The sequence below is a fragment of the Pseudomonas sp. efr-133-TYG-5 genome, from assembly GCF_030209175.1.
Classification (GTDB): Bacteria; Pseudomonadota; Gammaproteobacteria; order Pseudomonadales; family Pseudomonadaceae; genus Aquipseudomonas.
Genome location: NZ_JARVSM010000003.1, coordinates 134,919 through 148,201 on the forward strand (window position 1 = coordinate 134,919; position 13,283 = coordinate 148,201).

12 protein-coding genes are annotated in these 13,283 nt (G+C 58.7%); 5 read left to right on the forward strand and 7 right to left on the reverse strand.

Annotated features, from left to right (window positions below):
• Positions 1 to 53: 53 nt before the first annotated feature.
• A complete protein-coding gene (locus QRN70_RS14370) occupies positions 54 to 428 on the forward strand; it encodes a DUF2388 domain-containing protein (protein WP_285418665.1) in 375 nt (124 codons plus the stop codon).
• On the opposite strand, the gene QRN70_RS14375 is transcribed toward QRN70_RS14370, so the two are convergent.
• Positions 429 to 1,259 carry an undecaprenyl-diphosphate phosphatase gene (locus QRN70_RS14375; protein WP_285418666.1) on the reverse strand — a complete coding sequence of 277 codons (831 nt, stop codon included), beginning with the start codon at positions 1,257 to 1,259 and terminating at the stop codon, positions 429 to 431.
• 529 nt (positions 1,260 to 1,788) lie between these two features.
• Between QRN70_RS14375 and QRN70_RS14380 the strand changes: the two genes are divergently transcribed.
• From QRN70_RS14380 to QRN70_RS14390, 3 genes are all read left to right on the forward strand, one after another.
• Positions 1,789 to 2,526, forward strand: coding sequence for a winged helix-turn-helix domain-containing protein (locus QRN70_RS14380; RefSeq protein WP_285418667.1), 738 nt, complete (start codon positions 1,789 to 1,791; stop codon positions 2,524 to 2,526).
• Positions 2,527 to 2,795: 269 nt separating this feature from the next.
• Positions 2,796 to 3,452: a winged helix-turn-helix domain-containing protein gene (locus tag QRN70_RS14385; protein ID WP_285418668.1), complete on the forward strand. Its 657-nt coding sequence runs from the start codon at positions 2,796 to 2,798 to the stop codon at positions 3,450 to 3,452.
• Between the two features lie 378 nt (positions 3,453 to 3,830).
• Complete coding sequence (locus QRN70_RS14390; RefSeq protein WP_285418669.1) at positions 3,831 to 5,225, forward strand: undecaprenyl-phosphate glucose phosphotransferase; 1,395 nt, start codon at positions 3,831 to 3,833, stop codon at positions 5,223 to 5,225.
• A gap of 601 nt (positions 5,226 to 5,826) precedes the next feature.
• On the opposite strand, the gene QRN70_RS14395 is transcribed toward QRN70_RS14390, so the two are convergent.
• From QRN70_RS14395 to galE, 6 genes are all read right to left on the reverse strand, one after another.
• The gene (locus QRN70_RS14395; protein WP_285418670.1) at positions 5,827 to 7,905 is read right to left on the reverse strand and encodes a YjbH domain-containing protein; all 2,079 of its coding nucleotides are present in this window, start codon (positions 7,903 to 7,905) and stop codon (positions 5,827 to 5,829) included.
• A complete protein-coding gene (locus tag QRN70_RS14400) occupies positions 7,902 to 8,663 on the reverse strand; it encodes a capsule biosynthesis GfcC family protein (RefSeq protein ID WP_502941590.1) in 762 nt (253 codons plus the stop codon). The genes QRN70_RS14395 and QRN70_RS14400 overlap by 4 nt, the downstream gene beginning before the upstream one ends.
• Positions 8,660 to 9,325 carry a YjbF family lipoprotein gene (locus QRN70_RS14405; protein ID WP_285418672.1) on the reverse strand — a complete coding sequence of 222 codons (666 nt, stop codon included), beginning with the start codon at positions 9,323 to 9,325 and terminating at the stop codon, positions 8,660 to 8,662. The genes QRN70_RS14400 and QRN70_RS14405 overlap by 4 nt, the downstream gene beginning before the upstream one ends.
• A gap of 8 nt (positions 9,326 to 9,333) precedes the next feature.
• Positions 9,334 to 10,449 carry a polysaccharide biosynthesis/export family protein gene (locus QRN70_RS14410; RefSeq protein ID WP_502941592.1) on the reverse strand — a complete coding sequence of 372 codons (1,116 nt, stop codon included), beginning with the start codon at positions 10,447 to 10,449 and terminating at the stop codon, positions 9,334 to 9,336.
• A 91-nt stretch (positions 10,450 to 10,540) separates the two neighbouring features.
• On the reverse strand, positions 10,541 to 10,777 hold the full coding sequence (locus QRN70_RS14415; RefSeq protein ID WP_003226528.1) for a hypothetical protein: 237 nt from the start codon (positions 10,775 to 10,777) through the stop codon (positions 10,541 to 10,543).
• 231 nt (positions 10,778 to 11,008) lie between these two features.
• Positions 11,009 to 12,025 carry a UDP-glucose 4-epimerase GalE gene (gene galE / locus QRN70_RS14420; RefSeq protein ID WP_285418674.1) on the reverse strand — a complete coding sequence of 339 codons (1,017 nt, stop codon included), beginning with the start codon at positions 12,023 to 12,025 and terminating at the stop codon, positions 11,009 to 11,011.
• A 388-nt stretch (positions 12,026 to 12,413) separates the two neighbouring features.
• Between galE and galU the strand changes: the two genes are divergently transcribed.
• Positions 12,414 to 13,247, forward strand: coding sequence for a UTP--glucose-1-phosphate uridylyltransferase GalU (galU, locus tag QRN70_RS14425; protein ID WP_285418675.1), 834 nt, complete (start codon positions 12,414 to 12,416; stop codon positions 13,245 to 13,247).
• The last annotated feature ends 36 nt before the right edge of the window (positions 13,248 to 13,283 follow it).

The following is a 13,283-nucleotide window of genomic DNA, read 5'->3' on the forward strand; positions in this document are numbered from 1 at the left end:
GACGAAAGAGCGTTGCCCGCAGTTTTGCTGTACTGACAGGATGTCTTTTATTTATGCCCGCGTTTAGCTGTGTTTCGTTCAAGCGTTTTACCCTCCTCGCTCTACTTGCCACCGCCTCTGCCAGTGCTCACGCCCACTGCGATTTCATTTGTGGCGCGGGCGAGGAAAGCCCTTTGCAGATCACGCAGTTCACCGGTTTGATGGTGGCGACGACGGTGTTGTCGCCGTTCTACGCAACCTCCGAAGTTTCCGGTCTCAATAAACGTGTTTTCTCGCCAGAAGAAGTCGAAGCGGCGCGCTATTACCTCGCCAGCGACGGCATGCTGCAGGCCGCGTATTTCACCTCGGCCTTGCAGCGCTACCGTCAGGACTCGCCCGACTCGGCGTTGAGTGACCTCGCCGTCGCGACCTTGATCAGCGCTCAGTGATCACGCCGCTGCTTCCGTCCAGTTCACCCAGCCAAACAGCCACGTCGCCAGAATCAACAAGCCAAACGCGATCCGATACCAGGCGAACGCCGCGTAGCTGTGGTTGGCAATGAACTTGAGCAAGCCGCGCACGGCGATCATCGCGAACACAAACGCGGTGACGAAGCCCAGGGCGAACACCGGCAGGTCACTGGCCTGGAACAGCTCGCGGTACTTGTAGCCGGAATACACCGCGGCGCCGACCATGGTCGGCATGGCCAGGAAGAAAGAGAACTCCGTGGCGGCTTGGCGGGACAAGCCGAACAGCAAGCCGCCGATGATGGTCGAGCCGGATCGGGACGTGCCCGGAATCATCGCCAGACATTGTACGAAGCCTACCTTCAACGCGTCGGACCAGCGCATGTCGTCGACATGCTCGACGCTCACCACGTGGCGACGTTGCTCCGCCCACAACATCACGATGCCGCCGACTACCAACGCCACGGCGACGGTGATCGGGTTGAACAGGTATTGATGGATTTTGTCAGCGAATAACACGCCGAGCACCACGGCGGGGAAAAAGGCGATCAACAGGTTCAGGGTGAAACGTTGAGCGTTGCGGTCTGTCGGCAAGCCTTTGACGATCTCGACGATCTTCGGCCGAAACTCCCACACCACGGCAAGAATGGCCCCCAGTTGAATAATGATATTGAACGCCATGGCGCGCTCGCCGCCGAACGCCAGCAAGTCGGCGACGATAATCTGGTGACCGGTACTGGATATGGGCAAGAACTCGGTCAGGCCTTCAACTGCACCTAGAATCAATACCTGAAAAACGGTCCACAAATCCATTAAGCCTCCACCAGAGCGCTTGTATTGAGCGCCCCGCCAACTACACTCGGAAATTGAGTATCTGAAATAAAACAATCGGTATAGCGATACCCATTGCCTGAATAGGCGACGGAGAATATGTCTTATTAAAAGACACACTCAAGTCATGTTAATAATCGTCCGCCTACGAACTGGCGGGGAAAAATTTAGCCGCCAAGTAGAAAAAAGTTTGATCGACCCATAAAATGTGACCGAACTCACATTAATCACCCGCCTCGCCGAAGCGTAACGACAGTGGCAAAAGGACATAAATAAAGCCATCGCCATAGATTCAAAATAGTGGCACAATTCCATATTGCCACCATCTAGCGAGCCTCCCTGCTAGTTCACAGCACCGAGAAAATCAACTAAAAGCTTGAAATGCTTAATTATTGTTAGAAAACTCGGGAGCCACGTCTAAAAATCGCGTGAATGTTACCAATTGTCAGTCACAGATGAGAACCGGTGCTTTAACATCCCGATGTCAGCACCTAATTCGAGTCAATGCACGATGCTCACTGGGAACTTAGCGACTAGAAGCCCGCGCCCGATAAACGCCGAACCAGGTGTTCTCACTCTGGGTCGTACCCACGGCGTGGCCGAACACTTCAGAACGTTAGTCGCCCGGCACGTGCAGACCGATCTGGCACTTGAGGCCAGTTCCTACGCTAGTTCATATAAGCACTATGAACACCCGGGTGCGTACCGTGCCATCTTCATCGTCATCGACGGCCCTCAGTCCCTCGAAGACAATCTCGCGCTGGTGGAAAGCCTGCGCAGCGACAACTTGAAGCCAATCATTTGCGCGGTCATCACCGGCCGCGGCGCCTTTAACAAGATCAAGTATTATCTTGCCGGCGCCGACTTTTGTATGAAGCTCAATACACTTTCCGACGACAGCGCCGAGTTGCTCGGTGAGTTCTTCAACAGTGAAGAATGGCACCGGGATATCCATCTGACGCTCGACCCTACCCGCATCTGCCTGCTGGGCAGCAACAAGAAACTCGACATCTCGTTTGCCGAAATGAAGATTCTCGAAGCGTTTGCGCTCACCAGCAACCACATTCTCAGCCATGATCAGATCGCCAGCATCATGGGCCTCAATACCAATTTCTACGACCCTCGGGCGCTGGAGAAATCGATCAGCCGCTTGCGTGGAAAAATCAAGGACATGTATGGTACGAACGCGATTCAGAGCATCCGCGGCTACGGCTATCGCCTGATGCGCGGTCTGATATCGACTGCCTGACTCAAGGGCAGCCCCTTTTGCATACGAACGAAGGATCGTCTGATGCAACCATATAGCTCGAGTTGTACTTCACGCCTACTTATAACAAAGCGATTGAATGAGCGCGTCAACATAACAATAAACCTAACAACATAGCAGCAGTTCGAGTGGAACTTATCGAGGGCCATTTAGGGCCCAGACCCTGCCTGTCGATTACTTCCAAGGAAGTTATTGCTCGCCTGCCGATTTATCTTTTTAGCCAATTTTGGTGTGTACTTTAGGAGAGAGACATGGAAACTAGTACAACCCTCCCAAGAAAATATTTTGTTGTCGTGACGCACAGTACAACGTCGCAGCGTGAACTTGAGAGCATTCTGTCCAGCGAGCGTTTCAATTCGTTTGGCACGTCTCAGGCACAAATGTTTATTGAAGGTGCTAATTCGCCCTCTTCCGCTCCCGTGTTGATGGAGTTCACTTACCCCAGCGGCATCAGGAAAAACGTCGCCCGTACGATAGAACATGACACCCAGCGCATATTGGCCACCCTCGAATCCGAATGGCTGGCCGCGCAGTCGAACCCTTTTCACAGCGCCCCGGCTATTACTGGAGAACCTGGCCGCACGCCGTCCGCCGTCGATGACGCCGCGCCGTGCAACGAACCCTGGCACCTCGATAACGATCAAGGCGTCCTGGTCAAAGAAGGCATCGAGATCAGTCTTACCGGCCTGGAAACTGCCCTGGTCAGGAAAATGCTGCACCACGAAGAGCGGGTGGTCAGTCGCGATGACCTGATTCTCAGCATTGGCCGGGAACCGGAACAATACCGCGGACTGGAAATGTGCCTGAGTCGCCTGCAAGACAAGTTTAAAAGTGCCAGCAATGGTGAGCGACTGTTCCGTGCCGTCAGGAATCGCGGTTATTGCCTGATCCAGGAAGTCGTCGCTTAAGGACTTCTCGCCATCGAAACAAACAGAACACGGTGCGATTACAACAATAAAAAAGCACTCTGTTTGTTCCCTCTCGTTAATGCCTGCGTGCCAACCCCACCCCTCCTACAATAGCAAACACAAGATTGATTATTCACCCCTTCCTGCGCGACCTTTTCTAACGCCGAGTTGCCCCGCTACTTCCATAGTTGCACTTGGCCATCTTGTTAGAACTCGTCAGACAGCATTCCCGGCAATAACTTAGTCTATTGACTGACGACAGTTCGGCATATCGACGTTGTTACCTCAGGACACTGGCTCTAAAAACAACAACAAGTCTGCTTAACAACTCGGTTTTCAACTGTTGAAACCTGAATGGACGTCTTTTGGGGATATCGTATGGAACTTACTCTTGGTATCAATCGAAACACCGGCCTCAAGGGACTGACCTTTTGGGGCCAATGGGCGCTGGCACAAGCCTTTGTGGTGTCACTGTTGTTCATCCTGGCCGAGCGGCACACCGGCACCGTCGAGTTCTACTACCGGATGTGCGCCACGCTGGCCGTACTGGCTTCGGTGCCGGCTTACACGTTCAGCGGCGTTTATCGCAAGCGCGACAACTACCTGAGCGGGCTTGCCCGCCTGTTCATGGGCTGGGCGATGACGATGGCGGCACTGGCATTCATTGCCTTTGTCTGCAAGGCCGATGAGCTGTTTTCGCAGCAGGTGATCCTCAGCTGGGCGGTGTATGGCTTCCTCGGTCAGGCGCTGCTGTATGCACCGCTGCACGCGTTCTCGAAGTTCTATCAGCGCTCGCGTAAAAGCGAACACAAGACCTTGATCGTCGGTACCGGCGAACTGGCGCTGGGCCTGGCGAAGAAGCTCAGCGAGCAGGAAAACCTGCCGCTGGTCGGTCTGGTCAGCCACGGCGCCCTGCCCGCCCTCGACGCCAATGCACCGCGCGTGGTTGGCGCCCAGGAACAATTGCTGGAGCTGATCAAGACCCACGACATCCGCCGCCTCTACATCACCCTGCCGCTGTCGGAAGCGGCGAAGATCGAAGCGATGTACGTCGATCTGCTGGGTGCCAACGTCGACGTGGTCTGGGTGCCGGACCTGAACAGCCTGACCCTGCTCAATCACTCGGTGAAAGTCGTGGACGGCCTGCCGGCGATCTACCTCAACGAAAGTCCGCTGACCAGCCGACCGACCGCTGCGCTGAGCAAGAGCCTGGTGGAGAAAGGCGTGGCGCTGCTGGCCATCGTCCTGCTCAGCCCGGTGCTGGCGTTGATCGCCCTGGCGGTGAAACTCAATTCGCCCGGCCCGGTGCTGTTCAAGCAGGATCGCCATGGCTGGAACGGCAAGGTCATCCAGGTGTGGAAGTTCCGCTCGATGCGCGTGCACGATGACCGCGAGGTCAAGCAGGCCAGCCGCAACGATTCGCGCATCACGGCCGTCGGACGCTTCATCCGCCGCACGTCGCTGGACGAATTGCCGCAGCTGTTCAACGTCCTGCAAGGGCACATGGCGCTGGTCGGCCCGCGTCCTCACGCCGTCGCGCACAACAACTATTACTCGGGGAAAATCCTCGCCTACATGGCCCGCCACCGCATCAAACCGGGTATCACCGGGCTGGCGCAAATCAACGGCTGCCGGGGCGAGACCGATACCCTCGACAAGATGCAGAAGCGCGTCGAGATCGACCTGCAATACATCAACAACTGGTCGTTGTGGCTGGACCTGAAGATCCTGGTGAAGACGCCGTTTACCCTGCTGTCGAAGGACATCTACTGATGTTGCACTGACGCACCGGGCAACACCGCAAGGGGACGCAAGTCCCCTTTTTTGTGGGCGGAATCTGGCTAGTGGGTCAGGCTGTTGCGATGGTGGCAGTGCCGACGCCTTCGCGGGCAAGCCCGCTCCCACAGGGATCGGCGGCGCTCACTCAAATCGGGCACGCCACAAAATCACTGTGGGAGCTTGCCTGCAAGCGATAGCGGTGGATAAGGCAATATGGATTTTGAATCGACTGGCGCCTTCGCGAGCAAGCTCGCTCCCACAGGGATCGGGGTGTGGATCGAGATACTCGCTTCACCCCGACCAATGTGGGAGCTTGCCTGCAAGCGAAGGCGGTGGGTCAGGCAACAGAGATGTTGAATGTGCCGACGCCTTCGCGGGCAAGCCCGCTCCCACAGGGATCGGGGGATGGGCCGGGATATCCAGTTCACCCCTCTCCCACAGGGATTGGGGTGTGGATCGAGATATTCGCTCCACCCCGACCAATGTGGGAGCGTGGCTTGCCCGCGATAGCGGTGGGTCAGGCAGCACATAGGTTGAACGTGCCGACGCCTTCGCGGGCAAGCCCGCTCCCACAGGTCTCGAGAAGGATCGGGGGTTACTCGGTAATCTTCGAGAAGTTGCGATAGAACATGTCGCCCTCGCGGCTATCGGTCATCGAGTGCAGCTGGAAGCTGCGATTGAGCCTGGCGCCACCGTCACGGGTCAGCGGCGCCCAGACGAGGTTGGCGCGGCGCATGGTCGACATGCTCATCATTTCGTCGAACGGGATCGACAGGTAGATCCCCTTGTCGAAACTACCCTCGCCGTACTCGGCGCTGCCAGCCGTGGTGATCGTCGCCCAGGCGCCGAAGCGCACGCCGTTGAAGAATTCGCGGGAGATGTCGAGCGTGCCGCCCCAGTCGCCGGCCAGGTAGCGACCGACGCTGACTGCAGCCAGCGTGTCATACGGCAAGTCGGTGTAGCCGGTGATGTGCCCGGTCCAGATCGAGTAATCGCGCAGGCCGAAGCCCTGGTCGAACTCGCGCTGACGCACATAGTTCAGATCCGCGCCCACCGACCAGCGCTCACCGGTCGGCCGGAACAGCACCTCACCGCCGACCCCGGCAAACATTGACTCCAGATAGCCGCCGTAGACCATGCCATACAGGTCCTTGTCCAACTGCTCGGCATGGCTGACCTGGAACAACGGCATGGTCACCTCCGAGGTGGTCAGGTATTGACGCAAATCGGTGCGCACCCGCGGCAGGCCGCTCGGCGCGTCGTAGGTGAACTTGTCGAAGTTGTTCACCAGGTTGGCACTGAGCAGGCCGTTCCACCAGGTGTTGCGGTTGAAGCGGTACTCGGCGTCCGCGTCGGCACTGAACTGATAGAGCAAACCATCCGGGCCGCCGACGTTCTGCTTGAAGCCCAGTCCGACACCATAATTGAAGTGCTGCGGCGCTTCGCTGTAGAGGGTTTTCTCGTTGCGCGGCATCGCCGGGTTGATCTCGGTGGTGCGGTGCAACGACTCCAGCGGCTCCTCGTTGTTGAGCACCTCGCGGAAGGTCTGGCGTGGCACGCTGGTCTCTTCCAGCGGCAGGTCGTAGCGCTTGTTGACCACGGTGAACCAGTTGATTTCGTCGTTCACGCTGTTGTCGAGAATCCGGCTTGCGCGGCCAACAGCCTTCGACGAATGGAAGTAACGCTGCTGCTCGCCGTACACGATCAGCTCGGAATCGCGCTGGCTGATGCGCTCGACCTTGTACCCGGCATTCTGCTGCAAACGTTGCGACACGTCGGCCCAGTCGACCTGTTCCATCGGCGTGGTCGGCATCTTCGCCGGCAGCGGCTCAGGCGTCGGATCGTAGGTCTTGGCCGGCGCCTTGCGGCTGACGAAATTGGTGTGGAAGGTGATGCCGAACATCGCCGTGTTGCCGCGCTCCCACGCCGCGCTGACGTCCACCGAATCCGCCACCTTGAACACCGCGCCGAAGTTGATCGGCGAGTCCTGCTTGATCACGTTGTCCTTCGGCTCGTGCTTGTAGTCGTTGCCTTCGTATTCGAGTTTCAGGCTGAGGCGATCCCACGGCGTCTGGTAGCTGACGCCACCGAAGAACGACGGCCGGCCGCGAAAGTACGAGCCCGAGTTGACGTCACCGGTCCCCTCGAGGGCCGGCCGGGTATCGAAGCGACTGCTGACGTAGCCCAACGGATTGTCGATGTCGCCGCGATTGCCCAGATACCCCCAGGCAATGCCGGCGCTGAAATCGAAATCGTCGAAGCGTTTGTTGGCGACGAAAAATTCACTGGAGAACAAGCCCGTACCGCCGATGTCGCGGAAGCCCAGCGCGACTTCCGGCGCCCAGTGGCTTTCCTGCCAGAGCCGGACTTTGGCATCGACCGCCTTGTCCTTGTAGCTCTGGCTGCCGCTCAGCGCCTCGGAGCCGTACGGCCGGTTGGTGATCGCGGTGTAGCGGAACGAACCTTCGAGCCAGTCCAGCGGCTGCAGCGACACGCTGTAGCGGCTGTATGGCTCGGTGCGGTTGGCGTTGACGCTCAGCTCTCCGGCTGGGGCCATGCGCGCGGTCGGCGTCTGCAACAGACCGGTGCCGCCGAAATCATTTTGGGTAATACGCGGTTCGGCATGCACCAGACCGCACGGCAATAACAACACAGCTGCAACACGTAACTTCAACGAACCACCTCAGCCAGCTGCGTGGCAATCAATTCGGCCAACTGCTGATTCAGTTCAGGAACAGGCGGATCCAGATCATCATTTTTCACCGGCACCAGAATCTTGCTGCCGGCCACGGGAAACTGCCCGCTCTCGCGATTCCAGTGCGCGATACCCACGCGCCTGACCACACCATTGGGCTGGATCAGCCACAGGTAATCGGCCTCGGCATCGTCCAGCGGCGTGCAGCTTTCCAGATACTCACGCGCCTCCAGCAAGGGCTGATAAGGCAGGTGGCAGGTCGCGGCGACCGCGCCCAGCACTTGTACCTCGTCGACCCGTTTCGGGTAGATCAGGCGATCGCCATCGTCGAGACGCATGTTGCGCGCGAAGCCGACTTCCACCGCGACCGGATCGAGGTCTGCGATCTGGCGCCCGGTGACCGGCATCTGCCGCACCTGTTCGGCCAGGCGCAGCGCCAGCGCCGCGCGACTCGGGCGGTCAAACAACGAGGCCATGCGCTGCAACACATCGAGATCGAACAACACCCCGGCCTTGAGCCGGGCCTGTTCTTCCAGCAACGACTGGCGCAGCAACACGCCGGCCAGCCAGTAACCTTCGGCATTCGGCAGCGCCACGCTGATCACGTCGAGCAAGCGCCCGCCCGGCGGCAACTCAACCGGCCCCGGATTGGCGACATCGCCGCTGACCGTGACCGCTGCCTGACTGATGCCGCTGAGCAACAGCAAACCGGCCGATAACATCCGCCAGCGCTTCACGGCAGGTGCCTGCGATCAGGGGTCAGTTGCACGATGCGCACGCGCATTTGCGCGGTCAGTTGCTGCTCGCTCTGCAGGATGAAACCGTCCAGCGGATCGACCCAGTAATGGTTGGTCGCGCGCAGGCCGATGGCCGGGACGTCGATACGTTCGTCGACACGCAGCACGGTGTATTCCTTGTCGAGAATCTGCAGGGTTTGCGTCGATCGACGGGAGAACCGACTGTTGACGATCAAGCCGACTTCCTGGCCCTTGTACAGGTCGATCCAGCGCCGTGTGGTGAAACCATCGGCGACTTGATGCAGGCCGCGTTTGAACGGCGCGTCGTCGGCCAGCCGCGTACCGTCCAGGTCGCCCTCCACACCGAGACCGATGGTGCGCACGGCGAGGCCGTCACGCAGCAGCAACACCTGCTTGCCGGAAGCCACCCAGAACTGCAGGTCTTCACGCTCGCGCACCAGCGCCAGCACCCCGGAGCCGGACGGTGTGGTCAGTTTCACTTGCGGGTACTTGACCTCGGCCACCTGGGCCGCACTCACGTCCAGCTCGTCCGGGCCGATCACCGCCGACTTGAGGTTGCGCACCGAGGCGGTCATCAACGGGTTACAGCCACACAACATCAAGGCCGCCATCAGGCAGACGCCAACTTTCAAGGTCTTCACGGTCGGCCTTATTTGCTGTTGTTACTGAATTCGCTCCAGTTCTTCGCAGCGGAAGCCCCGGTCCCGACAATCGATGCCGACGGCACCAGTTGGCTGATGAAGCGGTTCCAGCGCGTGACGTTGGCCGGGCCGACGTACACCACATCCTGCGGACGCACTTCAAAGTGCGAAGCCAGTGCCATGGCGGTCGGCGACTGGGCTTCCAATTGATAGATTTTCGCCGGCTCGACATCGAGGTTTTCCACCCCGCGAATCACGTACACCGCGTTGCCGTTGGAGGTGGTCTGGCTCAAGCCGCCAACCGAACCGAGCACATCGGAGAGGTTCATCGTCGCGGTCTTGAAACTCAGCGCACGGGGCTGATTGACCTCGCCCATGACGTAGATGCGCTTGTTGTCGTTGTACGGCAGATACAGCTGATCGCCGCCCTTGAGAAAGACGTGCTGCAACTCGGAATCCTGCTGGTTGAGCGAGTCGAGATTGAGCGGATAGACCCGGCCATTGCGGGTCAGCAGCAGGCCCGACAGATCGGCGTTGTTGGTGTCGATGCCGGCAGTTCCGAGGGCCTCGACCACGCTCAGCGGGTTGGTGGAAATCGGCTGTGGCCCGGCCTTGGCCACGGCGCCCGAGACCACCACTTTCTGACTGGCGAAACGCAGCACCGCGACATCCACCTGCGGCTCGGCGATGAACGCCGACAGGCGGGATTCGATGTCCGAGCGCAGCTGTTGAATCGTTTTGCCGGCCGCCTGCACTTCCTTGATGAACGGGTAGTACAGCGTGCCGTCGGAGCGCACCAGACGACCGTTGGCGTCGATCTGCTGTTGTGCCCCCGAGGGCGCGGTCAGCTCTGGGTGATCCCAGACTGTGATGTACAGCACATCGTTGCTGCCGATACGGTATTCGGCAGGCGTTGCCAACAGTTCCGCCGGCACCGTCTCACGCTTTTGCGTGGCGCGGGTCATCGAGATCAGCTTGGGCGTGATCGGGATCAGCTCGACCCGACTGCTTTCGCTGGCGCCCTGGCGGGTGATGTCGCCGGTGCTCAGGTACTGGCCGGGGGAAAACATGCAACCTTGCAGAGCGATACTTGCCAACAGCAAAAGAGAAAAACTACGAGTCATAATGGCACTACGCTATTCAAGGGCGAATCTAAAAAATAAAGTCACCCGACTTGCGTCGGGCGACCCTGTACTGCACTAACAAATGTTCCTGTTAGTTGTGCGTGCCGGTGGTGCCGGTAGTACCGGTGGTGCCCGTGGTACCGCCGTTGGCACTTCCGCCGCTGTTGGACGCTGCGACTGCACTGGCAACCATTGCCGTACTGGCAGCAGGCGCTGTAGAAGCCGCGACACTGCCAGATACATTGGTCACCGCAGTAAGCGGCGCTTCAGCAGCGGACGCCCAGTTGCTCAACATCGTCAACAGGGCAATCGCCATCACTTTTTTCATATCAACTCCTTTCTAACATTCGGCCTGTTAAAAACCGGCCTGTGTTAGCGGTGGTAGCGTTCAAGTCCGCAAAAAGCGCGAACAAGATCCGTCGTACTTTCACAGTCTTACCCAACTGATAAAAGTCGAACGGCGGGTTCATATCTACGGACTTGCAAAAGGCATTTCCAGCGTATTTTCCCGACGATATCTAACACCTGACCGAAACTAACATTCAGTATTAGAACGACATCATTGGAGATAACCGCGCGGATGGTTCGATTGCCAGCGCCAGGTATCGGTGACCATGTCCTGCAAACTGCGCGTGGCTTTCCAGCCGAGTTCTTTTGCGGCCTTGGAGGCGTCGGCCCAGCTCTCGGCGATGTCCCCGCTGCGCCGCGGCATCACCCGGTACGGCACGGCTCGCCCGCTGGCCTGCTCGAAAGCCTGCAGCACTTGCATCACGCTGTAGCCGTCGCCGGTGCCGAGGTTCCAGGTGTGAATGCCCGGCCGCTCGGCAATCGATTGCAAGGCTTTGAGATGGCCATCGGCGAGGTCCACGACGTGGATGTAATCGCGCACGCCGGTGCCGTCGATCGTCGGGTAGTCGTCACCGAAGATCGACAGTTCCGGCAGGCTGCCCACCGCGACCTGGCTGATGTAAGGCAGCAGGTTGTTGGGAATGCCGTTGGGGTCTTCGCCCATGTGCCCGCTGTGATGGGCGCCGATCGGGTTGAAGTAACGCAGCAGGGCGATGCGCCAGCGCGGCTCGGCCTGGCTCAGGTCGCGCAGCACATTCTCGACGATCAGCTTGGATTGACCATAAGGGTTGGTCGGAATGCCGGTGGGGAAATCCTCGCGGATCGGCATCTGCTCAGGCTCGCCGTACACCGTGGCCGACGAGCTGAACACCAGCCGGAACACCCCGGCCGCCGCCATCGCCTGACACAGCGTGATGCTGCCGCCGACGTTGTTTTCGTAGTAATCCAGCGGCTTGCGTACGCTCTCGCCGACGGCCTTGAGGCCGGCAAAATGCAGGACGGCGTCAATGCGCTGCTCGCGGAAGATGCGGTCGAGCAAGGCCCTGTCACAGACATCGCCGCGAATCATCCGCGCACTTTTGCCGCAAATGGCTTCTACCGCGTGCAGTGCCGCATCGCTGCTGTTGCAAAGATTATCCAGGACAACAACTTCATAACCTGCTTCAAGCAGCGCAAGTGTGGTGTGCGAGCCGATATAGCCGGCACCACCGGTTACCAGAATCTTCATAGCGCGGTCCGTCATTGGATAAGTGACAAGTAGCCTGTCAAGCCCCTTACATTCAATCTGTGGCGCACCACACAATAAGGAGGACAACAGCCTTGAACAAAATCAGTTCAACCACTGGCAATAAATATTTTTGCCAGCCAAACTGTATTGCCGGTACTTATTAGCACCCCAAGTGCACTTGTCACTATCAACGGATACCGACTAAAAATAACTAATAACGCTATAACCGACATCTCTTAACATTGTCAGGTTTTACCCTCCACGCTAATTGCCATTAACAACCCGACTCAGGTATTAAAGTACACCTTCAATAATCATTGAAACTTGCAGACTGCCATTAGTGCATGACTTCGGCGGCCTGCGTTCCATGACTGTCCAGGATACTTTTATGATTCGTAAATGTTTGTTCCCCGCTGCCGGCTACGGCACGCGTTTCTTGCCGGCCACCAAAGCCATGCCCAAGGAAATGCTGCCGATCGTCAACAAGCCGTTGATCGAGTACGCCGTGGAAGAAGCACGGGACGCCGGCCTGCGCCACATGGCCCTGGTCACCGGGCGCGGCAAACGCGCACTGGAAGACCATTTCGACATCAGTTACGAACTCGAGCACCAGATTCGCGGCACCGAGAAGGAAAAATTTCTCGCCGGCACTCGCGAGCTGATCGACACCTGCACCTTCTCCTACACCCGTCAGGTGGAAATGAAAGGCCTCGGTCACGCGATTCTCAGCGGTCAACCACTGATCGGCGACGAACCCTTCGCCGTGGTGCTGGCCGATGACCTGTGCCTGAACCTAGAGGGTGACGGCGTGCTCACGCAGATGATCCAGCTCTACAAGAAGTACCGTTGCTCGATCGTCGCCATCCAGGAAGTCCCGCGCGACCAGACCCACAAGTACGGCGTGATCGCCGGCGAGCAGATGGCCGACGACCTCTACCGGGTCTCCCACATGGTGGAAAAACCCAGCCCGCAGGACGCCCCGTCGAACCTGGCGATCATCGGCCGCTACATCCTCACCCCGGACATTTTCGATCTGATCGCCGATACCCAGCCCGGCAAGGGCGGCGAGATCCAGATCACCGATGCGCTGATGAAACAGGCGCAGAACGGCGGCGTGCTGGCGTACAAGTTCAAGGGCCTGCGCTTCGACTGCGGCGATGCCGAGGGTTATCTCCAAGCATCGAACTTCTGCTACGAAAACGTCTACCTCAACGGCCGCTGAGACGGCTGCGCGCCCACTTCTTTTTTCAGGAGGCAA